Origin of the sequence: Algoriphagus sp. SE2, assembly GCF_039563885.1 — a bacterium.
Classification (GTDB): Bacteria; Bacteroidota; Bacteroidia; order Cytophagales; family Cyclobacteriaceae; genus Algoriphagus.
In genome coordinates, this window is record NZ_JBCLWJ010000001.1 from 249,841 (window position 1) to 275,135 (window position 25,295).

The window sequence follows — 25,295 nt, forward strand, 5'->3', positions numbered from 1 at the left end:
TGGGAACCTTAGCCCAGAAAAGCGAGGAATTTAATGGAAAGAATTGTATAAATCCATTTCCCCATTACCTTTGCAATAAGATCATAAGGGGTGCCTAAATATTTCGGGCTGAGATCATACCCATAAGACCTGATCCGGGTAATGCCGGCGAAGGGAAATGAGCAGCATAGCAAAGAAACAAATCGAATACGCAAAAAGACGTCGTTGCACTTTCTCTTTTGTTCATGTTATGCATCGGGTAAACAATTGAAGAAGACTTCCCCTAAGTTTTCTAATGTTTAACCAGAATGACCCGACAGGGAAACACACATGAAAAAAATACTGTTAAATTTGGCTTTTTGCCTGTTGGCAATACCAACATTGGCTCAAGAAAGTCTAAAAGGAAAAGTCCTGGATGCAAATACAGGAGAACCCTTATTGGGAGCTTCGGTCTGGACAGAAAAACAAGGAAGAGGGGCGGTAACTGATGCGTCCGGGAATTTTAACATAACAAACCTTGGGATTGGGGAAATAGAACTTCGAGTCTCATTTATTGGTTTTGAAAGTTTTAAGAAAACCGTCATTCTTCCTTTTTCTGAAGAATTGACCATCCGGTTGAAACCCGTAGAATTACTTACTGAAGAATTTATAGTTTCTGCAACCCGGGCTTCTTCTACTACCCCCACTACTTTCCAAACTATTGATAAGGAAGAACTTTCCAAAAGGAACCTAGGGCAGGATATTCCAATCTTACTGAATTTCACGCCTTCTGTGGTAACAAACTCAGATGCGGGAGCAGGAATCGGCTACACCAGCATGAGTATCAGAGGTTCAGACCAAAGCAGAATCAATGTGACGGTAAATGGAATTCCATTGAATGATGCTGAGTCTCATGGCGTATTTTATGTAAACATGCCTGATTTTGCTTCTTCTGTGGATAACATTCAAATTCAACGGGGGGTAGGTACCTCCACAAATGGGGCCGCTACTTTTGGAGCCAGCCTAAATATTCAAACAGATACCCGAAAAGACGATGCCTATGCAGAAATCTCTAATTCGGTCGGTTCCTTTAATTCCTGGAAGCATACGGTGAAAGCTGGTACAGGATTACTGAATAATCATTTTGCGGTAGACGCGAGACTTTCCAAAATTACTTCTGATGGCTATGTGGACCGCGCTTTTTCAGATTTGAAATCCTTCTTTGTATCGGCAGGATATTATTCGGAAAACCATGTCTTAAAACTAAATATTTTCTCTGGGCAAGAGCAAACGTATCAAGCTTGGTACGGACTTCCGGAGTCTAAATTGGAGGATGATCGTACCTTTAATTATTATACCTATGACAATGAAACTGATAACTACCAGCAAGATCATTATCAGTTGATTTATACCGGGAAAATAGGAACCAATTGGAAAACTAATGCTGCACTTCACTATACCTACGGACGCGGCTATTACGAACAGTTCCGCGAAAATGATGACTTTGCAAGCTATGGGCTTCCAGATGCCCAAATTGGAGAAGAGAGTATTTCCAGCACTGATATTATTCGCAGGAGATGGCTCGATAATGATTTCTTTGGGGGCATCGCCTCAGCCAATTACATCTCAGATGATGGAAAATGGGATGTGATTATGGGAGGTGGAATCAATCGCTACGATGGAGATCACTTTGGGGAAATCATCTGGGCAAGAATTGCAGGAGCTACTAATATTCGGGACCGTTATTACGATAACAATGCTGTGAAAGATGACCGAAACCTATATCTGAAAGCCACCCACGAAATCAGTCCTGGATTAAATCTGTTTGGGGATTTACAGGTTCGGGGGATTGATTACACTTTTTTCGGAGTTAATGACGATCAAAGGATAGTGGATGGAAATGAGACCTACACATTCTTCAACCCAAAATTTGGTTTAAGCTATGAGATAAGTAATGGGCAAGTATGGTATGCAAGTTATGCAGTTGCCAATCGTGAACCAAAACGCTCTGATTTTACTGATAATCCGATCACAGAAATCCCTCGACCAGAAAGGTTAAATGACATCGAGGCTGGAGTGAGGGCCCAAAAAGGAAAGTTTAATTACAATGCCAACTTCTACTATATGGATTACAAAGATCAGTTGATTTTAACGGGTCAGATCAATGATGTGGGAGCCTATATTCGGGAAAATGTCGCCAATTCCTACCGAGCAGGTATCGAATTATCAGGAGCTTTCCAAGTGTCCAAAGCTTTAACCCTGGGAGGTAATCTAACATTGAGTCAAAATAAAATCGAAGAATTTACAGAATACGTAGATGATTATAGCACGGTAGAATTTCAACAAGAGGCTTTTATTTACGAGGATACGGACATTGCCTTTTCCCCAAATGCAATTGCATCCGCAATCATAGAGTATAAGCCTATCGAAAATCTTTCACTGAACTGGATGTCCAAGTATGTTGGAAAGCAATACTTAGATAATTCGGCAAATGATAGTAGATCGCTGGACGCTTTCTTCACAAACGATATTCGTGTCAGCTACCAAGTTCAGCCGAGATTTTTCAAAAGTCTGGAGCTAAACTTACTAGTCAATAACATCTTCAATGAATTGTACGAGCCGAACGGGTATACCTTTAGCTACTTCGTTCCTGGTGACACAGGTAGGGAATTGGTGACTGAGAATTATTATTATCCAATGGCAGGCACCAACTTTATGTTGGGATTGAATTTGAAGTTTTAGAGTTAAAGTAAAAGCACTGACTTTCCCAAATGTTTTAAGGAAAATCAGTGCTTTTTTTCTATCATGAAGATTAATTTTTCAAATCCCCAAATCCTTTTTAATTTTCTCCAAAGCAAAAACGGCGTCTTTTTCTTTATTGAAATCAAACGCTAAAAACTTGGTTCCATTGGCAAGTAAAACACATTTATAGATAGTGATGTTCTGCGAAAGCGTGGGACTAATTCCATTTGGAGTATTAGTACTTCGAAAACTATGAAGAATTAATTCTGCCTTTTCGATTTTAGGCAGCTCCTGCCACTCTCCAATTTTGAACCAAAGGATACTTTGATATTCTTTGAATAACCTTTTATCAAAATCAATGAGCGTTCCCGAATATATTGACACCATAAAAATCCCGACTAAAAAAGATCCTCCACCAACCATTCCTATCTTTTGAGGATCCGTAGTCACCTCAAAGAAAAACGGAACAAGTAACACAAGAATACCAGCTGGTATTAGAATGAGGCCCAAAAGTCGAGCTCCATTTATTCCAGAACTTTCATTTTTATGGTTGAATAGTGACAAAATGATTCTAGTTTGGTTCACGGCTTAATAAAGCAAATAGCCTCTCATTTACATAAAAATTCCCTGTTCCTAATTTCTCTTTTCGCAACACTCCATCCTCTGCAAGTTTATTAAGATAATTGGCAGCAGTAATTCTAGACACTCCTAAATCACGCACCATAAACTCAATTTTGGTATAGGGATGCTTGAACAAATTATTCAACAGCTCCTGAGAGTAAAACTTATAATTATCCCGAAGCTGAATTTTCATTTCCGCCATCAAAATTTTTAAGCTTTCAATTAAAATAATGGTTTCTCTGGCCGTATTTTCTACCCCTTTGATCATATAAGCCAACCAACTTTCCCAATCTCCATTTTCTCGAACACCCTGAAGCAATCGATAGTATTCAGTTTTATTTCGAATAACATGGCTACTGAGATACAAAATTGGAAGCTTTTGCAAGCCGCTCAAGATGAGATACAAGATATTTAAAATCCTTCCTGTACGTCCATTTCCATCATAAAAAGGATGGATGCTCTCAAACTGAAAGTGGATAATTGCCATCTTTACCAAGGGATCATAGTCGCTCATCTCTGGACGATTGATGAATTCCTCCAAATTGGACATCAACGAAAGAATCTCATGACCATCTTGCGGAGGCAGATAGACTGTCTCTCCAGTCTGCGCATTTTTTAATGCTGTCCCTGACATTTTCCGAAATCCTGCATTATTACCTTCCAATGTTTCTTGGATCTGAAGTATAATCTGATTTGTAAGCATAGCTTTCTCGTCCACCAACTCAAATCCACGCTTCATTGCAGCTACGTAGTTTTGAACTTCCTTGATTGCTGGCGACATGGACTCAAACTCCAGATCCGACTTGAACAACTCGTCGTGGGTGGTAATGATATTCTCCACGGCAGAACTATCCTTCGCTTCTTGAATAGCCAAGGTATTTAGCAAAATTTCATGATTGGGAATGGAATAGACCAATCCTTTCAGCTCTGCCAATGCCGCATGCGCAGCAGGAAGCTGCTTAAGAATTGTCCTTGTTTCCAATTCTAAGTCATAAGGTAATGGAGTAAGATTCCAGATCATATGTAAAGATTATTTTATTTTCTTTACAAAGGTAATGCTAATTGTAAAGAAAAGCTGTAGCTTCTTTACAGATCAAAGTACATATGTATAGATTTTTCGATTTTCTTTACATATAGGCCGGGGTATGTATGGCGGCTTTACATTTATAATCAATCCGGAAAAACGCTTTTATCCATCCCCGGAACAATTCGAAGGGCATTTTTATAATACAGTTTTTTTAACACTTCGTCAGAAAGTCCCAGACCATACATCGCCCAAAAAGCATGATATTTTTTATAGTAAGGGAAATATTCGTCCTCAGTTTCCAACACACGGAAATAAGTATAATACTCTTCTTTATTGTAAGCATCCTTTCCAAAAAGCAGTCTATTCTGATACTTCTCAAAAAATTCATGGGCTCGCTTAGGTTGTCTACCAAATTCTGCGATCACGGCTCCAATCCCAAAATTGACATTTGGATACTTTTCCAAATGGGCACTAGCAGCATCTAAGTCATTCGCCATCCATCCCATATGTGCATTAATAAAAGTGGTCTCAGGGTGCTTTTCGAAAACATGATGTTGCTCTGCAATAATCTGCTCAAAAGGGGCCGGATTATCTGCTCCTCTTTTTCTTCTGGGATGTGTTTTTAATTCAAGCCAACGTTCGTTATCGGCATCCATTTCCTGCCAAAATTGAGCTGGATCAGCTGAATGGATAATCACCGGAATCCCCAATTCTCCAGCTTTCGCCCAGACGGGATCCAAATCCGGATGGTCCACAGGCACTCTGTTGCCATTGATATCATTTACATTTAACCCAAGGCTTTTGTAGATTTTTAATCCACTGGCTCCAGCAGCTACATCTTCCTCTAATTCCTTCACCGCAATTCTACTCCAGTTTTCATCTCCAAACCCGGCAAAATTCAAATTGGTAAAAACCATAAATCTTCCCGGCGCATGTGTGTTAAACTCTTGGATCATTGATTTGATATATTCCTGCTGCGAATTGCTATCGCCACGTCCAAATCCTCTTCCGCTCAAATTGACCAAAACTCCCATATTCAATTCATCCATCTCACCTAACAATTCGTCAATTCTTGCCTCATTTATTCCTCCCTGATGACTATGAATGTCTACAAAAGGAAACTTTGCCCGTTGAACAATATGCTCCGGAACTACTAGTGTCGAAGGTGGATTATATTCCTCAAAACTCATTTCTTGGGCAAAAATGCCTGAGGAAAAGATAATTAAAGTAAAGGTTGCGATAAGTCTCATATCAAAATATATAGATTTTTTTATAGGTGATTTAAAGAACTATTTTTTTGAATTATAATTATTTCAAAACAATAACTTGTAGAACGGTATATTTCCGACATTGGTTGAACGTTTTTTAATTAAATGCCAAATAAACAAAAAGCCCCAAGCTATTTTACTTGGGACTATTGATTAATTCATGACTTGATTTTACCTTCCCGTACCACCCATTATGGTTTGTCCAAAGAAGATGGCGTTCAGATATAATTTATTTGTCCCGAACCAAAACGCTCTGAAATTCATATTATCTGCAAATCCAACAATCCTACCTCTTCCAACAGATGAGATTCGGATCACTCCACCATTTTTCAATCCATCCAAATTCGAAGGGTGTAAATATCCAGATGCCAATGGGTCCTCCGTGTAAACCAATGGGTTTGCGTAAGGATTCTCTGATGGCTCCATGAAGAAATTATCATTTCTAAATGTGTGGATATTTGAATTAGTGTACCCATAGCCAATTGGATGTGTTAAGTCAAGTTTAGCATTAAATATGGCACCACCCGTTACTTTTGCTCCAGTTGCATTATCATAATCCGCGTATTTCTTTTGTAAGCCTGTCTCAGGTTCTGGACCTGAACGGAAGGTGAAATTACCTACTTCATTTTGAGCAAGGAATCTCAAAGCTCCTCCTTTTGCCACCAAGGTACCTCCGTTTGATACCCATTTTTTCAAGGCAGCAGCACCTGACTTCCCTAGTCCATTATATCTTCCATCTGGCATCAGGACAACATTGTACCTATCTAATGTTGTACCTCCTATAGCATCCATTGGAAGTAAAGTGATTGCCATTTCCATTCGTTGATCTAACAAATGCCAGATCTCTCCAGCTTCATAACTATCCACTCCTCCTTCTACGAGCAAGGCTATTTCCGGCTTTTCCAACGGATCAGTGAAAGTGGACCCCATATTGATTCCAGATGTGTAACCAGTGGAAATAGCATGAATATCTACGTTGGCAGACGCAGCAATCTCGTTTAGTTTTTGATACATGGCATTTTCATCTAATCCAGAATCCCCTTTTCCAATCAGAATCGTTCCTCTTCCAAAAGTTTTTCCTTCTGGGGTACTAAACTCAGCATGCGCCAAACGGACCAAAAAACCAGCTTTCATCAATTTATTTGTCGCTTTCGGCGCATAATAATCAGTCCACTCAAGAGCATATTGATATGCACCAGGGGCTCCAATCACTTTTCCCGGAGCCATTTTCAGATTGGTTTTATCTACTTTTTCAACACTGGCCAAATTCAAAATCCGGCTGTTTAGGGCTTGATAATCCAGATTGAAAGCCATGGGATAGGTCCAGGCAGAAACATCATAGAATAAACTATCTGCAAATGAGGTCCGCGTTTCGAACATCGCTTTAATCAATCTATACTGAGGCTGATTGGCAGGTATTATAAAAGAATTATCCTTTTTATACTCTTGTCCATTTAGCGTAACATCTTCTTTCAGACTAAATACTTCGATATCGTGTTGTAAGATCAAATCAGCCAAGTGATAACTTCTGGCATCATCTTCTTTGCTTCCAAAAATGTATGCTTTATTAACATCTGCATCACTTTCAGTTTTAATATCGCTATAAAAATCTTTCATCCATTGATTCAACTCTTCACGCATTTCTTTCGCTGCCTGATAGGAGGACAGGTTAGCGGTAAATTGGTTTCTAATGGTAAAAGGAAAACTCAACATTCCATAGTCTGTTTCTTGCAAATGACCCCTTGAACTTGCTTGCTCAAATAAAATCCCAATGGAACCTTGCACATCCGGATAAGTTGAACCTTTTCCGTAATAGAAGTCATCGTAGTTTTCTTGATTGTAGTACAGCGAACCTATTTGATCCAGCGCTTTTGCATGATATTCACCGATTTTCTTGGTCAACTCAAAATTCTTATCTGGGGTAAGTGGATGCATTCTGGCCGGTACTCCAGGCTGGAAGAAAAAAGTACTATTGCTTCCCATCTCATGAAAATCCAGATGGATATTTGGAAGCCATTCCTGAAAGACGCGTACTCTGTTTCTTGATTCTGGATGTTGTACAGGAAGCCAATCTCGATTTAAATCAAACCAGTAGTGGTTGGTTCTTCCTCTTGGCCAAGCTTCATTATATTCTCTACCGTTAGAATCGCCATTCAGATTGTATGACTTATGAGAATTGACCCATGAGGCAAATCGATTCAAACCATCAGGATTGATCGCTGGATCAAGCAACAAAACCATGTTTTCCAAATCAGGACCTACCTCATTTGCTGCTGCAAAATGATAAATTGCCAACATGGAAGAATTTGCCCCACTAGGCTCATTTCCATGGACAGAATATCCCATAAACATTACAATGGGCATATTTGCAATATCCACAGAAGCACCTGCATCCCTAAGCTTAGCTCTTTCAGCTTTTATTTGTTCAATTCTCCCATGATTAGTGGGCGAAGTAATAGTCAATAGTACTTGAGGCCTTTTTTCATAGGTTCTACCTGTTTCTTCAATAGTAACACGGTCTGATGCAGCAGCAACAGCTTTCATATACATTACTAATTGATCGTGACTTACATGCCACTCTCCAACCTGATATCCCAAAACTTCTTCTGGAGTAGGAATATCCTGATTGTAAGTGTAACCTTTTGGTAAATAATAACTCAAATCCACTTGGGCATATCCCACGATGGCAAAAAGAGATAATATTAGCAGTAGCGTACCCTTTTTCATATAGATAGATAGTTTTAAACTTTCGACTAAATTCCTACTTAGAATCCTTAAAAAAAACTATTTTGGTTCAATGGTTAAAATAATTGAAGAAGTAACATGGATTTGGTAACACCCTCAAATGGATTATTAGCTTGGCAGTTGGGAGGTTTTTTAGTGATGATTGGCTATTTCGGGTTTACTATTTATGCCTTGATTGATATGATCCGCTCTGATTTCCGGGATCAGCATATGAAATTGATTTGGGCTTGGATAATTTTGATGGCTCCGGTCATCGGTACTTTTCTTTATTTGAGTATGAATCGAAGAACAAAAAGGAAGTTTCGAAAATTCAACCCAAATTTTTCTACTCATTCTAAACTAACTAACCAATCATGACATTTTCATTTATTTTAAATATGGGTGGCTTTTTTGGGTTCATCTTCTTATTGTTAGGTCTAGCATATACCATTCTTTGGATTTACTGCCTAATTGATATTATTCTATCAGAATTTAAGGATCCCAATATGAAGTTGATTTGGATCTTAATAATTCTTTTTGCCCAGGTTATTGGACCAATTGCCTATTTGATCATGGGTAAAAACACTAAAATATCTTATACTTAATAATATATGTTTGGACTTGGAATTATCGGATTCGCAATCTATGCTTACACCATTTATGATGTGGTTATCAGTAATTTTCACAACTCCAATGACAGGGTGATCTGGTTGTTGATTGTGGTCCTAGTCCCATTTCTAGGGACTATCCTTTGGTTTTTGATAGGAAGGGAGAAAAGAATTTAAAAATTTTATCTGCTGAAAATATCCTTTAGTGCTGGAATTAAAATTGGATAATCGAATTCAAATCCTGCCTTTTGGATCTTTTGAGAAGAAACACGATTCCCTCCAGTAACCATCTGGGACATTTCTCCAAGAATCAAACTCAATACAAACCCTGGAACTCCTATTCCAATAAAAGGCTTTCCTTTTGCCCGTGCGGCCTCGTGAGTTAATCTATAATTGGTAGCTGGGTTTGGAGAAACGGCATTGAATATTCCTTGAAGCGTGGTCTTCTCTAAAGCAAAAACAAACATCTTCGCCAAATCATCAATATGAATCCAGCTCATCCATTGGTCCCCTTTACCTAGTGGTGCGGCAACCGGCGGCTTGAGCATTTCCCCTAATGCTCCTCCTTCTTTGTCCAATACAATTCCTATCCGTAACAAAACTGTTCGTAAGTGAAGACTTTCGATCTTTTTCACTTCTGCTTCCCATGCAATTACAACTTTTGCTAAAAAATCACTGCCCGCGGCAGAAGACTCTTCCATTAGGGTCGTTCCGGTATCAAAACCATAATAGCCTATTGCCGAGGCAGAAATGAAAGTATCCGGTTTTTTGTCTGCTTTTTCAATTGCTTGATAAAGCATTTGAGTGGACTTGGTTCTGGATCCCAATATTAATTTTTTTCTTTCCTCTGTCCATCTTTTATCTGCCACACCTGCACCAGCTAAATGAATGATGGCATCTGCCCATTCCATTGCTTCAGGTTCTATAGTTCCCGTTTCAATATCCCAAATAAATGATTTTTGAGATTGCTTACTTCTACTGAGCCAAGCCACAGATTTCCCTTGTGCTTCCAACATAGAAGTGATTCTTTGGCCAATCAGACCTGAACCTCCGGTGATTAGGATATTTTGCATAGGGTGATTTTTTTGAAGTTAACCCGAAAACCGGGAATATGTTAATTTCTGTAGTAGAGATTAGTCTTTCTAGATTTATACACTTTCATTTTCTATGCCTAATTTGGGCGAAACTTCTTAAATAGGAATTGAACTTCACATCACTGGTAGCTTATTTATTTCGTTGGACTGGATTTGGTTTGCTGGTCGGATTCCTTTCAGGAACTGCTTCTGCATTTTTTCTAGTTGCCCTAGATTGGGCTGGTGAAACACGCGAAAGTAACTTGTGGGTTATTGCACTTTTGCCTTTGGGTGGTTTATTAATAGGGTGGACCTATTATAAGTACGCGGAATCGTCGGTAAGAGGAAACAATTTACTATTAGAAGAACTTTATCAAACCCACAAACCTATTCCGCTCAGGATGACACCTTTGGTGTTATTTGGGACAATTGCAACACATTTATTTGGTGGTTCAGCAGGCCGAGAAGGCACCGCAGTGCAAATGGGAGGCTCTTTAGCTGATCAACTAACCAAATGGTTTAAGCTGACCAAAGAGGATAGAAGACTGGTTTTAATTGCTGGAGTTGCGGGTGGATTTGCCTCTGTTTTCGGGACTCCACTTGCCGGAGCTATTTTCGCTTTGGAGTGGATGCTCAATAAAAAATTAAAATGGAAATCAATATTTCCTGCTTTTTGGACGGGCATAGTAGCTAACTATGTTTGTGCAAATCTATGGGGAGTTGGCCATACGCATTATAGCATTCCAGAGGTACCAGATTTCACACTTATCAACTTTCTTTGGGTTATACCAGCAGGAATTGCTTTTGGATTTTCGGGTCGATTATTTGCCCAAACCACGCATTTTTTTTCTCATCAATTTTCTAGATGGATTTCCTATCCACCCCTAAGACCGGTCATTGGTGGACTCTTGATCGCATTAATTGTATGTATTTCGGACACTACTGTATATATTGGTTTAGGGGTTCCTAGAATCGTAGAAGCTTTTGAAACACCTTTGCCATGGTATGATTGGTTAGTGAAAACCGGAATGACCGGCTTTACTCTTGGTGCGGGTTTTAAAGGCGGGGAGGTGACTCCTTTATTCTTCACCGGAGCAACATTGGGAAATGCTCTTTCCGGATGGATTCCATTACCCTTGGCCTTAATGGCGGGCATGGGCTTTGTAGGTGTTTTTTCTGGAGCTACCAATACACCTATGGCGTGTACTGTAATGGGTATGGAACTTTTTGGGGTAGAGTCTGGCCTTTTCTTGGCAGTCTCTTGTTTGGTCGCCTACCTGGTAAGTGGAAGATCAAGTATTTACGCTGCCCAAAACTTGGATGGAAAGATTCACATTTACCCTAAAAAACGGCATTTTTCTTTGAAACGATGGCTAAAAAATTGAACCTTTCATAAGTGTTTTATTCATTTAGAAGCTGATTCTTCTATGAAACTGAAATTCAAATTTTTTTCTAACCCCGATCGTAATCTTTACTTCTTGCGAAAGCTAAAAGCAATCGTTGAAAAAATAGTTCGGTACAGCAGTTTCATGACATTTGGGTTATTACTTTATCAATTAGGATATAACCCTTCTCCTTTTGCATATGCCATTACTTCCTTTGTATTTACGCTCTGTTTAATTCTGATAGGAGTCGGCTATATTCTAAAAATTTCATTGAATGAGCCTTCTATTTTAGTTGGGCGTGTACTTTTGGAAATTCTTCTTTCCTTGTTCCTAATTGGATTTTCATTGCTGAGATGGGACGTTTTTGGAATAGAATTTTCAGAAGGAATATTGAATTATTCAAGGCATTTTTTCTTGGTCAATATTTTGGTTGTTGTCTTATTCTTCATAGAAATAAGCAAATTTAGTCTTGCAATAAATCGGCTTAAAGCAAGTCCAACGCTGGTGTTTATCCTGAGCTTTATCATTTTGATTTTAATAGGAGCAATTCTTTTGAGCCTTCCAAATGCTACAAGCAGCGGTATAACTTTTATAGATGCATTATTTACCTCCACTTCAGCGGTTTGCGTCACTGGACTTATTGTAGTAGATACAGCTAAGGATTTTACTTTTTTTGGACAAACGATCATAATGATTTTATTCCAAATTGGCGGCTTGGGAATGATGACATTTACCAGCTTCTTTGGATTCTTCTTTAAGGGAAATTATTCTATAGAAAATCAGCTTTTTATTCGGGATTATATTAATGAAAACAATATAGGTGCGATCTATTCCACGCTATTAAAAATTATATTCTTCACTGTATTGACCGAAGTTATTGCTGCATTTTTAATTTACCATTTTACAGATGATTCCCTTTTTACCACTAAAGGTGATCAAATTTTCTTTTCTGCTTTTCATGCCATTTCAGCATTTTGCAACGCTGGCTTTTCTACACTGAGTAATGGCTTGTATGAATCTGGATTTAGGACAGCATATCACATGCATTTGGTTCTTGCATTAGCAATTATTCTGGGAGGAATAGGCTTCCCAGTATTTATTAACTATTACAATTATTTTAAGCATGTAATTATAGGTGGCACAAAAAAACTTTTAAATATAGAGTCTTACCGCCATGTACCTAGAGTGAGTAATATCAGTACTAAGCTATCCTTATACACAACTGGAATATTACTAGTAATAGGAATCCTTACATTTGGAATATTTGAAAGCAACAGCACTTTAGAAGGGCTAAGCCCATATGGGAAAATTGTGACTACTATTTTTGGTGCAGTTACTCCCAGAACAGCCGGTTTTAATACGGTCGATATGACCATGCTAACAGTACCAACAATTTTAATCTATTTGATTTTAATGTGGATTGGTGCTTCTCCCGGCTCAACAGGAGGAGGCTTAAAAACCAGCACTATTGCAGTTGCAATTCTGAATACCCTTAGTATGGCTACTGGAACAAAGAGAGTAGAAATATTCCGAAGACAAATCTCAAATGAAACGCTTCAAAAAGCATTTGCAGTAATTGCTTTGTCTTTTCTGGTAATTGGATTAGGAATCTTTTTTGTCATGCTTTTTGACCCGCACCTTCCCTTGATAGATGTAGCATTTGAGGTGTTTAGTGCATTCTCTACAGTAGGATTAAGTTTGGGGATCACCTCCCAACTGGGAACTGCTAGTAAATTGGTAATTATGATTTGTATGTTTATGGGTAGGGTGGGTACCCTAACTATATTGATAGCTGTTGTCAGAAAAGCAGGTCAACAACGGTATAAATATCCAGAGGAAAATATCTTTATTACTTAACTTGTTGAGCTATGAAATATATCATCGTTGGTATGGGAAACTTTGGTGGTTATCTCTCCATGAGATTGACCGATCTAGGTCATGAAGTGATTGGGGTGGATAATAGTGAAAACCGCATTGATTTAGTCAAAAACAAAATAACCCATGCGGTGATGATGAATGCCACCGACACACAAGCTGTAAAAAACCTTCCTTTAAAAGATTGTGATGTTGTGATTATTGCGATAGGAAAGGATGTGGGTGCATCGATTATGTCCACGGCAATATTCAAACAACTAAATGTCAAAAGAATTATCGCCAGAGCTATAAACGAACTACATGAAACTGTAATCAGAAGTATTGGAGTAGATGAAATAATCCATCCGGAGGAGGAAACTGCTGATCGCCTTTCAAAAAGATTACAGATGAAAGGAGTAATGGACTCCCTCGAAATTTCAGAAGAATACAATATTGTCGAAGTAAAGCTTCCAAAACGCTACGCAGGAATGAAGGTCTCCGAGGCTGAAATTCGAAAAGAGTTTTTCCTTAACATATTGACCATCATCAAGCTTGAGGATAAAACCAATATGCTAGGTATAAAGATTAAGGAGAAAAAGGTGATCGGTGTTATTACTCCTGAATATACGCTGGAAGAAAATGATATTCTTCTGCTATTTGGAAAAATCAAAAACATTCAGGAATTCTTAAACTTAGATGATTAAGGCAGTTTTACGCCACAGTTGCTGCAAAAATTATCTGCTATTTTTAAATCATCCTTCCCGCAATTTGTACACCTAACTAATTTAGGAGCATCTGCCTTTCTTCTCTGAGAGGCCATCTCTGTGCTAACAATTCCTGTTGGTACAGCAATGATAGCATAACCCATCAGCATAATAATGGATGAAACAAATTGACCTAATGGAGTGGAGGGAGTAATGTCTCCAAACCCCACTGTAGTTAAAGTTACGATAGCCCAATACATACCAACAGGAATGCTTGTAAAACCGTGCTCTGGCCCTTCTATGATAAACATTAGAGTTCCCATGATTAAAACAATGGTGACGACAAAGCCAATAAAAATCATAATCTTATGTGAGCTTGCTCTCAAAGATCTCTGTAAATATTCTGCCTCAGTGACATACCTACCTAACTTCAAAATTCGAATAACCCTCAATAATCTTAAGGCTCTTACTACTGTCAAAAGCTGTGAATTGACTACGAAAAAACTCAGATAAGACGGTAATATTGCAAGTAAGTCTACGATTCCATAGAAACTAAAAATATATCCTTGAGGCTTTCTGGAAAGCCATACTCTTAAAAAATATTCTACAGTAAATAAGGCAGTAAAAATCCATTCTAGCCATATAAAAAAATCTCCGTAAGAGCTTCTGAGACTAGCGACAGAATCTAGAATGGCTACTAAAATGCTTCCGAGAATCAAAAAAAGCAAAACTATATCGAACATTTTAGAAGCCCAATCGTCAGACTCAAATACAATATGTGCCAGCCGTTTTTTAGTGATTTTCATAAATGAATTTAGGAAAAAAATTTAGGCTACACCATTTAATCCAAATAGTAAATTCGCTTTACCCGGGTACTGATATTGGTCAAAAGCTCATAAGGGATTGTTCCAATTCTTTTTGCAAGTTCTTTTAAGGAAATCTGTTCTCCGTATATAATAGCTTCATCTCCTGCCTTTGCATTGATACCCGTGACATCCACCATACACATATCCATACAAACATTTCCTACCACTGCAGCTTTTTTTCCATCAATTAGTACGTACCCATTTCCATTAGAAAATCGCCTATCGTAACCATCTGCATAACCGATGGATAGGGTAGCAATTTTTCCTCCTTGTGGTAGGGAGCCTTTTCTTGAATATCCGACTGTATCTCCAGCTTCAAGAGTTTTTACCTGCGAAATGGTCGTTTTTAAAGTGCTTATCGCCCGAAGAGACCTTTCATATTTTCCTGTTACCTCCACACCATAAAGCCCAATTCCCAAACGAACCATATCAAATTGGTATTTCGGAAAAGCCGCGATTCCTGCGGAATTGAGTATGTGATAAAGAGTAGTGGAAGGCAGAATCTCTAACAGTCTCGATTTTATTCTAATGAATGTTTCAATCTGTTGAATGCTAAACTCTCGATGGATTTCTTCATCCGCTCCAACTAGATGTGTATAAACTGAAGCTATTCGAATGTTTTTGGCTTTGGAAATAAAATCTATTAATTCTTCTAACTGGCTTTCTTCAAAACCTAATCGATGCATACCTGTATCCATGTCCAAGTGGATGGATAATTTTTTATCGCCCGATTGACAATAATTAGTTATTGACCTGAAAAACTCCGAGCTAAAAACCACCGGCTCAAGGTTAAATTCGCTACATAGCTCAATCGATTCTTCCAAAGGGTTCAAAACCATGATGGGAAGAGATATCCCTTGTTTCCGAAGGGTAACTCCTTCATCAGTAAATGCCACAGCCAGATAATCTGCTCCCATTCTCTGTAAATGATTAGCTATCTCTAAGGCTCCGCCGCCATAAGCAAAGGCCTTTACCATTACCATTACTTTGGTTTCAGGTCTTAATAATTTCTTATAAAAATTAAAATTGTGAGTAAGAGCATTGAGATTGATTTCCAAGGTTGTCCCATGAATTCGCTGTTGCAGCTTATTAACAACTCTTTCAAAACCAAATGGCCTTGCTCCGGTGATTAAGATTAGATCATTTGAAAATTGCTCCGGATTTAGGGCTTCCAGAAACTTCTCAGAGCTCGAAAAATTTTCAAATTTTCCTTGAAAATCTTTTGCCAACAACGAGATTTCTTGGCCGACTCCAATGATTTTATCCAAACTATAGCTTCTAATCAAATCTGCAACTGACCTGTAGATCTTTTCAGGGGTACCTTGTTGTAAAAGATCCGATAAAATAAGAATCTTTCTGTTTTTGGGCCTTTGTTGCTGCATAAAATCCAAAGCCACTTTTAGCCCTGCCAAATCATTATTATATGTATCGTCAATTAAGAGAGAATCATTTATGCCTGGCTTTAATGTAAGCCGCATATCCACTGATTTTAAAAAATTTAATCCCTGTTGAATGGATTCTGCTGCTTGTCCAAGCGTCAATGCAGCTATTATAACATGAGTGATATTTTCTAGAGAAGCTGGATCACTAAAAGGTATTTGGAACGTATATGTGCCTAGGTCTGATTTCAGGAGGAACATCTTAGCTCCCTTATCAAGAAGTTTTACAGACCTTGTAAAATCTTCACCGGCTTTATCTGACCAGCTAATCAATCTGTTTTTTGGAATTTTTCCCTCAATAATCTGAGCTAAAAAAGGTTGGTCTTTGCAATAGATAAGAAACTCAGCGTTTTCAAATAGCCTAAGTTTTTCCAAAACCTTTTGTTCTTTACTTTCAAAACCTTCTTGGTGAGCGGTCCCTATGTTAGTAAAGATTCCAAGATTCGGACGAATCATTTCCTCAAGAACCTTCATTTCGTTCGTTTTAGAAATACCCGCTTCCAAAATTGCAACTTGATGATCTTCTTCTATTCCAAAAATAGATAGCGGAACTCCCACTTGAGAATTATAACTCTTCGGGCTTTTGGCTACTTGATAATTTTGACTCAAAATCTGACCAAGCCATTCTTTTACGATGGTTTTGCCGTTACTTCCAGTAATCGATACTACTGGATTGAGAAATTTATTACGTTGAAATTTAGCTAATTTTTGTAAAGCTGATCGAGTGTCTTGAACGATCACAAATGATGCGTGATTCCTAATTGATTCAGGAATATGATAATCATCATGAACCAAAAAGCTTCTCACACCAATCTCAAAAAGCATGGGAATAAAAGTGCTTCCATTCGCTTTTGCTCCTATTAAAGCAACAAAAAGACTCTCCGAGGCATGAATAATCTGTCTCGAATCAATGGCTATTTGAGAAATCAGCCTACTTGATGAATCCCCCAAAAGTTGGCCTTGAGTGATTTCAGCAACTTGCCTGATTGTAAGCCTTATTAGCATATTACTCTGCTTTATTCTTCTTCTTTTTCTTAAAAAACACCTGCCTTATCCATCTAGGCAAGAATAATGCCCCAAGAATTAGATAGGGATAATAGGATAGAAGCCTCCATAAAATACTGGTGACAAAGGTGTATTTAGTAAGGAATTGAGTAAAAAACTGAGCAAAGAAGAACTCTGCAGTCCCGCTACTACCCGGGGTTGGGGAAATCATCATAACGATCCACATAATTACTTGTCGAGCAAATACGATGATATGTTCATTAATATTTAAAGGGACAAAAGCTGATATTAATGCATTAAGCATCAAATACCTCGAAGACCAAATGAATATGGTGGCAATTACTATTGGTAACCAGTACTTAAAACTTTTACCAGTGAGTTCATTTGATGCCTCAATGATTTGATTACCATATTCATGTGCATCATACTTCCATTTACGAAGCCATTTGATAGAGAAAATCTTTATCAATACCCATTTAAAAACTCTTGGTCTATAGAAAAGTGCAGCTGCCATTATCAAGCTATAGGTAGCATAAAGTGCATAACTAATCCAAAAAATGGCCTCCATACTATTTTGGAGCTGTGTTTCGAGAACTTTACTTTCTGGGAAAATATTACCTTTTGCAAAAAAGAGAATAATCGGTGCTCCTATGACAAAGAAGAGATTATCCAAAATAGCAGTAACCATCACATAGGCGATAGCTTTTCCTAATTTGATTCCTTCTTTATTTAAAATAAAAATTGCTACTGCAGTACCTCCCACTACCGAAGGTGTCACAGCAGATGCAAATTCCCACAGGATAATTACATAAATCGCCCTTCCCCAGCTAAGATGTCTATCTGTGATTTCCCTTATTCGATAAACATAACCTGCGTCTCTAAATAGTATCACCAAGATGGCCAAGAAAATCCAGATTAATGAGGCATCAAAAACCACATTTAAGGTTTCCGCATTGATCGATGGATCAAAATAAAACATAGCAAACACGATCCCTAGGCCGATTATGACGGGGAACCAAACCTTGTTTGGATTGAGTGTTTGAAAGATTTTTTTATTATCCAGCTTCATACTTAGCCTGCAGCGATTGGCTCAGTCTTCTCCACCCAAAAGTTATTAAAACCTTCTCCAATGATGATCGTCACCTGAGAAAGTTGTAGTAATTCGAGGATGGCCAGAAAGGTGTAAATCACAAAAATTTTATCTGGTTTGTAGGTGATAAATTCAGAAAATGATACCTGTTTTTTGAAACTGATTTTTTCTAAAACAAAGTCTTTTTGTTGCTCAATAGTATAAGGGTATTGGATAACAGTATGAGTTGTTTGGTCTTTTCTTGAAGCAAATTTGGCCATACTTCTTTGGAAAACCTTGAGCAACTTATATAAATCCACATGCTGCATTTCAGCATCGACATCTTCACTTTTGTTTAATTCTTGAAGTTCGAAAATAATATTTCCTCTTTTTTCTTTAGAAAGTCTATTTTCTTCAAGATCTGCCAAATCCTTTATGACAGACTTATACTTCTTGTATTCCAAAAGGTTTCGGATCAATTCTTCTCTCGGGTCAATCTCTTCTCCCTGTTCATTTAATTCTGGTCTAGGAAGCAACATTTTAGATTTGATTCGCATTAAAGTAGCTGCAAAGAGAATAAAGTCACTGGCCACTTCAAGTTCCATCTCTTCCAAATGGTGGAGATAATTGAGGAAATCGTTGGTTATCTTTGAGATAGGAATATCGTAAATATCCAACTCATCCCGTTCAATGAAGAATAACATCAAATCGAACGGGCCCTCAAAAAGCGGTAATTTGATTTCGAAACTCAAGGGATATTTAAATTATTGGTTAATTTTGCCACCTTGTAGTCAAAGATATTCAATTAAGCTTAAATTAAAGGGACTTAAGCAAAAGAAAGAAAAAAGGCTTCAAATGAATTCTTAAATTCAATTATAACAAAGTCTTCAAATGATGGTTATTTCTTTCAAGCACCAGAATAACAAACAATGTTGATTCAACCAGGAGAATTATTAGCACAAATCAACAGCCCAGCTGATCTGAAAAAGTTTCCAAAAGACAAACTTGTTCAGATTTGTGATGAATTGCGTCAATTTATCGTCGATAACGTTTCAGTTTATGGCGGTCATTTTGGGGCAAGTTTAGGCGTAGTAGAGTTGACAGTTGCTTTGCACTACATACTCAATACACCTGAAGACCAATTGGTTTGGGATGTAGGTCATCAAGCTTATGGACATAAAATTCTTACTGGAAGAAGAGATTTGTTTCATACAAACCGAGTTTATGGTGGCCTTTCTGGTTTTCCAAAAAGAAAAGAAAGCATATATGATACTTTTGGAGTAGGACATTCCAGCACCTCTATTTCTGCAGCATTGGGAATGGCTGTAGCTTCAAAATATAAAGGAATCAACAAACAACATGTTTCAGTAATTGGGGATGGTTCCATGACCGGTGGAATGGCTTTCGAAGCAATGAATCATGCAGGAGTCAGTGACTCTAATCTTTTAATTATCTTAAATGATAACTGCATGTCCATTGATCCTAATGTAGGAGCTCTTAAGGATTATTTAACAGATATAACTACCTCACATACTTATAATAAGGTAAAAGATGAAGTTTGGAAGGTACTTGGAAAATTCAGCAAGTTTGGATCAAGTGCTCAGGAGGTAATTTCTAAAGTGGAGGGGGCTATCAAGTCCGCTGTTTTAAAACAGAGCAATTTATTTGAATCTCTAAATTTGAGATATTTTGGCCCGGTAGATGGACACGATGTAAACCATTTGGCAGAAATACTCAGAGATTTGAGAGATATCCCTGGCCCAAAAATATTGCATTGTGTCACAGTAAAAGGGAAGGGGTATGGGCCTGCAGAAAATGGAAATAAAACTACTTGGCACGCACCTGGGACTTTTGATAAGGTAACTGGAGAAATATTCAAAAAAACACCTTCTGTTCCTCAAGCACCTAAGTATCAAGAGGTTTTTGGAAATACTTTAGTAGAATTAGCAAAAAAAGATGATAGAATTATGGGGGTGACTCCTGCTATGCCTTCAGGGTCCTCGATGAACATTATGATGAAGGCAATGCCAGATCGAGCATTCGATGTAGGAATAGCTGAACAACATGCAGTTACTTTTTCGGCAGGTCTCGCTACACAAGGTCTAGTCCCTTTTTGTAATATTTATTCTTCTTTTATGCAGCGGGCGTATGATCAGGTAATTCATGATGTCTGCTTACAAAACCTACCCGTCGTATTATGCCTTGACAGAGCTGGATTTGCAGGAGCTGATGGGCCTACTCATCATGGCGCCTATGATATCGCATATTTCAGATGTATTCCAAATATCGTGGTTTCAGCACCAATGAATGAGGAAGAACTTAGAAATATGATGTATTCCGCATCACTACACAATGGCCCTTACTCCATTAGATATCCAAGAGGAAAAGGTGTCATGCCGGAATGGAAAACACCTTTGAGAAAAATTAAAGCAGGTCAGGGAAGAATTGTAAAAGAAGGAGAGGAAATAGCAATCCTTACGATTGGTCACATTGGAAATTATGCAGTAGAAGCTTGTGAAAGCCTTACAAAGGAAGGTTTAAATCCTGCACATTATGATATGCGCTTTGTAAAACCGCTTGATGAAGAAATGCTTCATGAAGTTTTTGGCAAATTCAAAAAAGTCATAACTGTAGAAGATGGATGCCTAATGGGAGGGTTTGGTTCAGCTGTCTTAGAATGGATGATGGATCATGGATATCAGTCCCAAATCAAACGCTTGGGGATTCCAGATGCAGTTATTGAGCACGGGGAACAAGTTGAATTACATAAGGAATGTGGCTTTGATCCAGAAGGAATTGCCGAGGCAGTTAGAAGTATGGCTGAAGTAGCCAAAGCACATTAAAAATCAAGTTCATGTCGGGAATCCATTTTTCTGAAAAAGGTCAAGGCCAGCCTTTGATTCTAATTCACGGGTTCTGCGAAATCGGAGACATGTGGCAGGATTTTGCAAAAGAATTATCTTCAGATTTCCGGGTTATTTGTCCTGACCTTCCACGTGTAGAAAAGTCTATTATAGTTCAAGCATCACTCTCCATGGAAGAAATCGCTGTGATTTTGGAATCCTGGATGGAAGAAAACAAGATCGATCACCCAATAGTTATAGGTCATTCTTTGGGTGGATATGTGACTCTAGCTTTGACTGAATTGATGGGCGAAAAGCTAAAAGGTGTTGGCCTTTTTCATTCTACAGCGTTTCCTGATAGTGAAGAAAAGAAGGGAATGCGTGATAGAACCATTGTTTTCCTTCAAAAATATGGGGTCGATGCCTTTGTCACTTCATTTATTCCTCCTCTATTTCCTGAAAGCCGAAGAGAAGAATTACAAGCTGATATTGAGCTAGCTATCAAACAGGCAAAAACCTGTTCATTGGAAGGTCTTATAGCTTACACCTTGGCTATGAGGGATCGAAAAGATCGATTTGAAATACTAAGAGATTTTTCTGGCCCAAAACTTTTCATAGCCGGAGAGCTTGATACCGCAGTTCCAATTGCTGTTAGCCGAATCCACAAAGAAGTTGTGACAGAATATGTTGAATTTGAAAATACTGGCCATGTAGGGATGATCGAAAGAAAGCCTGAAACAATTGAAATCGTTAGGGATTTTTGTAAAAATTCCCTTTAAAGCTGAGCTCCTAAAATACCCATCAACTTCTCTAGATAAATCTGATCCGTATTGTCGAAATCGTTTAATTGATCAGAGTCTACATCTAAGATCATAGCAACTGTATTATCCTTAAAAACAGGAACCACGATTTCAGATTTGGAAGCTGCGCTACAGGCAATATGACCTGGAAAAGCATCTACATCAGGTACCAACAGGGTTTTGGATTCTTGCCAAGCGGTTCCACAAACTCCTCTTCCTAAAGAAATACGAGTACAGGCAATTGGTCCTTGAAAAGGACCTAAGACCAATTGATTTTCTTTGACTAAATAAAAACCAACCCAAAAAAACCCAAATGCTTCTTTTAGTGCGGATGCGATATTTGCCAAATTGGCGTATAAATCTGGTTCCCCACTGATCAATGCCTTAATTTGGGGAATCACGGCTTCATATTTTTCCGCTTTTGTAGCAGATTCAGGTATGTATAAATTTTCAGACATTGTAGTGTATTGCTAGTCGATCTTCTAAAACTGTCATTATTTCTGAGGCAGGTTTTGTAATAAGGGGAGCCTCAATTCCTTCTTCAAATTTGTTTTGGCTCGTAAACACCCGAGCTTCATCCCAAAGTTCAGATTCCAAGAACTTATTCAAAAGATAGCTTCCTCCTTCTACAATTACGCTTTGAATTTTCCTTTTTTGGAGATCCTCAAGTATAGACTTGATCGAAAATCCCTGTTTTAGTTTAACGAATTCAAGGTTAGCTCTCTCCTCTGATTTTTGAGTATTGTAACATAACGTAGGGACTGCTTGATCAAATAGCTTCAAATTTTTAGCTAATTCCAACCTACTATCAATGACCAGTCTTAAAGGATTTTTGCCTGACCAATCTCTCACATTTAAGGCAGGATCATCATATTTTGCTGTGTTTTTCCCAACAAGAATTGAATCTTCTTCCGATCGCCACTTATGCACTAATTGGCGGCTAGAAGAATTGCTGATCCACTTTGAAGAAAAATCTTTTCTTGCGACAAAACCATCCTGCGTCTGTGCCCATTTAAGAATCACATAGGGTCTATTTTTTTCAATTTGAGTGAAGAATCTACAATTTTGGGATCTCGCTTCTTCCTCTAAAAGCCCCGTTTTCACTTCAATTCCTGCATCCTTTAGGATTTGTATTCCTTTTCCTCCCACAAGAGGATTTGAATCAGTTGCTGCAATTACAACTTTCCCTACTCTCTTTTCTGCTAAAAGAATCGCACAGGGAGGTGTTTTTCCATAATGAGCACATGGCTCTAGAGTCACATATGCGGTTGCCCCCTTCAGTAAATCTTGATCTTTGACCTCATTTACTGCATTTACCTCAGCATGGGCTTCTCCATATTTTTGATGATACCCTTCTCCAATGATGATATCTCCTTTCACTATCACACAACCTACCATGGGGTTAGGACTTACTCTTCCTCTACCCAGTTCGGCAAGCTCCAAAGCCCTCCTCATATAGAGTTCATCACTCATCTTAAGGCTTTAATTTTAAGTTCACGATATTTAATGTGCTCGTTTCGCCTGCCACTATTTCTATATTATTGATCAATGTATCGGCATAAGATTCATTCTTGGGGTCATAAAAAAAAGAATAAGTACCCTCAGGTAATATAAATTTATAAGTGCCGGAATTATTCGAATGAGTACTAATAGAATCACCATCCTGAATAGCATAGATAGCTGGCTGTAGAGATGTAGGTGTCACAGTTCCAGTAATTTCTCCTGTCCCAGCACCCTTATAGGCTATCATAAAAGGATCCAACTGAAGTGAGACTGGTTCTTCATTGATTACTTTAATGGATTTTTCCAGATCAAAATCCAAAACGATGTCATAAGATATTGCCGGTTCGATTTCCATTTCAAATTGAATTGGAATTTCTTTCAAAGAAGGATCCACCAAGGGCATGTTGTATCGTTTTTCCTTTAAATACAGATAATACTCATCTCCCAGTTTCATGGTTAATTTCAGTATTTTTCCAGAAGGCAGCTCGTCTCTACCTAAAAGTAGAGCTTCGCCAGCTACAAGGGAACTGACTTCAATTTTTTTGTCACCAGGTGCATAGGGAAGAAAAAAAGTCTCAATAGTACCATCCTCCCTTCCAGATGATATCAACTCAACTTCTACACCAAGGATTTCAACAAATACAGAATCCCATTGGGCAGGAGAATCTACCAGTATAATATTTACCAAACCTTTTGGATTCGTATCAAAATCTTTACAGCTCCATAGGCTGAATATGGTAAAGACAAAAATTAATTTAAAAACAGTTTTATTCACACGGTAAATTTAGCCTAAAACTATTCAAAATTTAAGCTTTGACTAGTTGGACTTAAAATCATAAAAAAAGCCGGTCGAAACCGGCTTGATTTTAATCCTTAATTAGGCAGTAAGGTTATTGGATCCAAGTTTTTAACTATTCCTTCCTCTACCAAAACATTATCCACTATCAGGACTTGGTACCCTTCTATCGGAGTAAATGTCAATGTATAGACGCCATCGTCCATTCCGAGAATCTTAAAATTTCCATTTTCATCTACGAAAGTATTGTATGAGTCATCTCCCTTTTGAGCATTTACTGAGATTGGCTGAGCTTCAGTTGGAAAAACCTGTCCCTGAATTCCTGAAGCAGCTTCTTCTAAATAGGCTCTTAAAACTGGCTTTAAGATAATATTCCCGGAATTCCCGGCAACTACAATAGATTTTGCAACATCAAAATCAATTACCAAGTTATAACTCATTCCTCCTTGGATATCCTCATCAACTTTAATTTTCAGACCACTTTGCTGGGCACTAGGCGTTTTCAAATCTGAACGCACGCCATCTTTTACTACATAATTATCATCGCCGAGGACAAGTCTAAGTTGGTCTATCTCCCCTTCTGGAAAATCTTCTGAGCCTAAAAACAAAGAGTTTTCTCCTGTTAAACTCATTAAATTTACATAAGGACTAGAATCATCATACGGAATCTCTACCCAATTGAATTCATTATCGTCATCATCTTGGGTATCATCATCATCCATACTATCGTCATCAACTTTAACGCGAACGGCAAGAACCTCAACCCATACTTCATCAAAATCACCAGGAGCGTCGACCAAATAAAAGTTTACACTTGATTTCCCCCCAATTGGAGTTTCGCTTTCATTAGAGCATGATGCTGCAAAAAGCATCATTGCTAACAACATGGAATAAATAACTGTATTTTTCATCAATCAATAATTGGTTTGTCATAACCAATTGGCCAATCTCTATGCCAATTTTAGATTTTTCAGATTTTAAACAGATTCTCAAAGGACCTTCTTATTTTT

The 25,295-nt window shown here is 38.1% G+C and carries 22 protein-coding genes and 1 riboswitch; of the genes, 9 read left to right on the forward strand and 13 right to left on the reverse strand.

What is annotated here, in order from left to right; translation table 11 throughout:
• Positions 1-76: 76 nt before the first annotated feature.
• Positions 77-173: riboswitch (TPP riboswitch) on the forward strand.
• A gap of 136 nt (positions 174-309) precedes the next feature.
• Positions 310-2,700, forward strand: a complete 2,391-nt coding sequence (locus tag AAGF08_RS01020) for a TonB-dependent receptor (protein WP_343509031.1) — start codon at positions 310-312, stop codon at positions 2,698-2,700.
• Positions 2,701-2,778: 78 nt separating this feature from the next.
• Here AAGF08_RS01020 and AAGF08_RS01025 read toward each other — a convergent pair whose 3' ends face one another.
• The 4 genes from AAGF08_RS01025 to AAGF08_RS01040 all read right to left on the reverse strand — a co-directional run bounded on the left by AAGF08_RS01025 (position 2,779) and on the right by AAGF08_RS01040 (position 8,343).
• Entirely contained in the window at positions 2,779-3,264 is a 486-nt protein-coding gene (locus tag AAGF08_RS01025) for a hypothetical protein (protein WP_343509032.1), read from the reverse strand.
• Positions 3,265-3,271: 7 nt separating this feature from the next.
• The gene (locus tag AAGF08_RS01030) at positions 3,272-4,342 is read right to left on the reverse strand and encodes a Fic family protein (RefSeq protein ID WP_343509033.1); all 1,071 of its coding nucleotides are present in this window, start codon (positions 4,340-4,342) and stop codon (positions 3,272-3,274) included.
• Positions 4,343-4,491: 149 nt separating this feature from the next.
• Complete coding sequence (locus tag AAGF08_RS01035) at positions 4,492-5,598, reverse strand: amidohydrolase family protein (protein ID WP_343509034.1); 1,107 nt, start codon at positions 5,596-5,598, stop codon at positions 4,492-4,494.
• Positions 5,599-5,787: 189 nt separating this feature from the next.
• Positions 5,788-8,343: a M14 family metallopeptidase gene (locus AAGF08_RS01040; RefSeq protein ID WP_343509035.1), complete on the reverse strand. Its 2,556-nt coding sequence runs from the start codon at positions 8,341-8,343 to the stop codon at positions 5,788-5,790.
• 96 nt (positions 8,344-8,439) lie between these two features.
• Between AAGF08_RS01040 and AAGF08_RS01045 the strand changes: the two genes are divergently transcribed.
• From AAGF08_RS01045 to AAGF08_RS01055, 3 genes are read left to right on the forward strand one after another with little or no spacing between them, the layout of a single operon-like run.
• Positions 8,440-8,718: a PLD nuclease N-terminal domain-containing protein gene (locus tag AAGF08_RS01045; RefSeq protein ID WP_343509036.1), complete on the forward strand. Its 279-nt coding sequence runs from the start codon at positions 8,440-8,442 to the stop codon at positions 8,716-8,718.
• Positions 8,715-8,945 (forward strand): PLD nuclease N-terminal domain-containing protein, encoded by a 231-nt coding sequence (locus AAGF08_RS01050; RefSeq protein WP_343509037.1) that lies wholly within the window; start codon positions 8,715-8,717, stop codon positions 8,943-8,945. Before AAGF08_RS01045 ends, AAGF08_RS01050 begins: the two co-directional genes overlap by 4 nt.
• Positions 8,946-8,951: 6 nt before the next feature.
• Entirely contained in the window at positions 8,952-9,125 is a 174-nt protein-coding gene (locus tag AAGF08_RS01055; protein ID WP_343509038.1) for a PLDc N-terminal domain-containing protein, read from the forward strand.
• A gap of 5 nt (positions 9,126-9,130) precedes the next feature.
• Here the strand turns inward: AAGF08_RS01055 and AAGF08_RS01060 are convergent, their stop codons facing one another.
• The gene (locus tag AAGF08_RS01060; RefSeq protein WP_343509039.1) at positions 9,131-10,021 is read right to left on the reverse strand and encodes a TIGR01777 family oxidoreductase; all 891 of its coding nucleotides are present in this window, start codon (positions 10,019-10,021) and stop codon (positions 9,131-9,133) included.
• Between the two features lie 128 nt (positions 10,022-10,149).
• Here AAGF08_RS01060 and AAGF08_RS01065 point away from each other — a divergent pair, with 128 nt between their 5' ends.
• The 3 genes from AAGF08_RS01065 to AAGF08_RS01075 all read left to right on the forward strand — a co-directional run bounded on the left by AAGF08_RS01065 (position 10,150) and on the right by AAGF08_RS01075 (position 13,964).
• Positions 10,150-11,406, forward strand: coding sequence for a voltage-gated chloride channel family protein (locus AAGF08_RS01065; RefSeq protein WP_343509040.1), 1,257 nt, complete (start codon positions 10,150-10,152; stop codon positions 11,404-11,406).
• A 93-nt stretch (positions 11,407-11,499) separates the two neighbouring features.
• Entirely contained in the window at positions 11,500-13,263 is a 1,764-nt protein-coding gene (locus AAGF08_RS01070; protein WP_343509041.1) for a potassium transporter TrkG, read from the forward strand.
• 11 nt (positions 13,264-13,274) lie between these two features.
• Positions 13,275-13,964, forward strand: a complete 690-nt coding sequence (locus AAGF08_RS01075) for a TrkA family potassium uptake protein (RefSeq protein ID WP_343509042.1) — start codon at positions 13,275-13,277, stop codon at positions 13,962-13,964.
• Here the strand turns inward: AAGF08_RS01075 and AAGF08_RS01080 are convergent.
• The 4 genes from AAGF08_RS01080 to AAGF08_RS01095 are packed head-to-tail and all read right to left on the reverse strand — an operon-like array spanning position 13,961 to position 19,095.
• Positions 13,961-14,770 (reverse strand): ion transporter, encoded by an 810-nt coding sequence (locus tag AAGF08_RS01080; RefSeq protein WP_343509043.1) that lies wholly within the window; start codon positions 14,768-14,770, stop codon positions 13,961-13,963. The genes AAGF08_RS01075 and AAGF08_RS01080 overlap by 4 nt on opposite strands.
• A 35-nt stretch (positions 14,771-14,805) precedes the next feature.
• Positions 14,806-17,274 (reverse strand): bifunctional UDP-N-acetylmuramoyl-tripeptide:D-alanyl-D-alanine ligase/alanine racemase, encoded by a 2,469-nt coding sequence (locus tag AAGF08_RS01085; protein ID WP_343509045.1) that lies wholly within the window; start codon positions 17,272-17,274, stop codon positions 14,806-14,808.
• A gap of 1 nt (position 17,275) precedes the next feature.
• Complete coding sequence (locus tag AAGF08_RS01090; RefSeq protein ID WP_343509046.1) at positions 17,276-18,343, reverse strand: lysylphosphatidylglycerol synthase transmembrane domain-containing protein; 1,068 nt, start codon at positions 18,341-18,343, stop codon at positions 17,276-17,278.
• A 2-nt stretch (positions 18,344-18,345) separates the two neighbouring features.
• A complete protein-coding gene (locus tag AAGF08_RS01095) occupies positions 18,346-19,095 on the reverse strand; it encodes a segregation/condensation protein A (RefSeq protein WP_343509047.1) in 750 nt (249 codons plus the stop codon).
• Between the two features lie 177 nt (positions 19,096-19,272).
• Here AAGF08_RS01095 and dxs point away from each other — a divergent pair, with 177 nt between their 5' ends.
• Together dxs and AAGF08_RS01105 are read left to right on the forward strand one after the other, a co-directional pair.
• On the forward strand, positions 19,273-21,186 hold the full coding sequence (gene dxs, locus AAGF08_RS01100) for a 1-deoxy-D-xylulose-5-phosphate synthase (protein ID WP_343509048.1): 1,914 nt from the start codon (positions 19,273-19,275) through the stop codon (positions 21,184-21,186).
• Between the two features lie 11 nt (positions 21,187-21,197).
• The gene (locus AAGF08_RS01105) at positions 21,198-21,965 is read left to right on the forward strand and encodes an alpha/beta hydrolase (RefSeq protein ID WP_343509049.1); all 768 of its coding nucleotides are present in this window, start codon (positions 21,198-21,200) and stop codon (positions 21,963-21,965) included.
• Here AAGF08_RS01105 and AAGF08_RS01110 read toward each other — a convergent pair.
• The 4 genes from AAGF08_RS01110 to AAGF08_RS01125 form a co-directional block, all read right to left on the reverse strand.
• Positions 21,962-22,444, reverse strand: coding sequence for a GAF domain-containing protein (locus tag AAGF08_RS01110; protein WP_343509050.1), 483 nt, complete (start codon positions 22,442-22,444; stop codon positions 21,962-21,964). The two genes, AAGF08_RS01105 and AAGF08_RS01110, sit on opposite strands and share 4 nt — an antisense overlap.
• The gene (gene ribD, locus AAGF08_RS01115; RefSeq protein ID WP_343509051.1) at positions 22,437-23,459 is read right to left on the reverse strand and encodes a bifunctional diaminohydroxyphosphoribosylaminopyrimidine deaminase/5-amino-6-(5-phosphoribosylamino)uracil reductase RibD; all 1,023 of its coding nucleotides are present in this window, start codon (positions 23,457-23,459) and stop codon (positions 22,437-22,439) included. The genes AAGF08_RS01110 and ribD overlap by 8 nt, the downstream gene beginning before the upstream one ends.
• 1 nt (position 23,460) lies before the next feature.
• Positions 23,461-24,264 carry a DUF4382 domain-containing protein gene (locus AAGF08_RS01120; protein ID WP_343509052.1) on the reverse strand — a complete coding sequence of 268 codons (804 nt, stop codon included), beginning with the start codon at positions 24,262-24,264 and terminating at the stop codon, positions 23,461-23,463.
• 98 nt (positions 24,265-24,362) lie between these two features.
• Positions 24,363-25,196: a DUF4382 domain-containing protein gene (locus AAGF08_RS01125; protein ID WP_343509053.1), complete on the reverse strand. Its 834-nt coding sequence runs from the start codon at positions 25,194-25,196 to the stop codon at positions 24,363-24,365.
• Between the last annotated feature and the right edge of the window lie 99 nt (positions 25,197-25,295).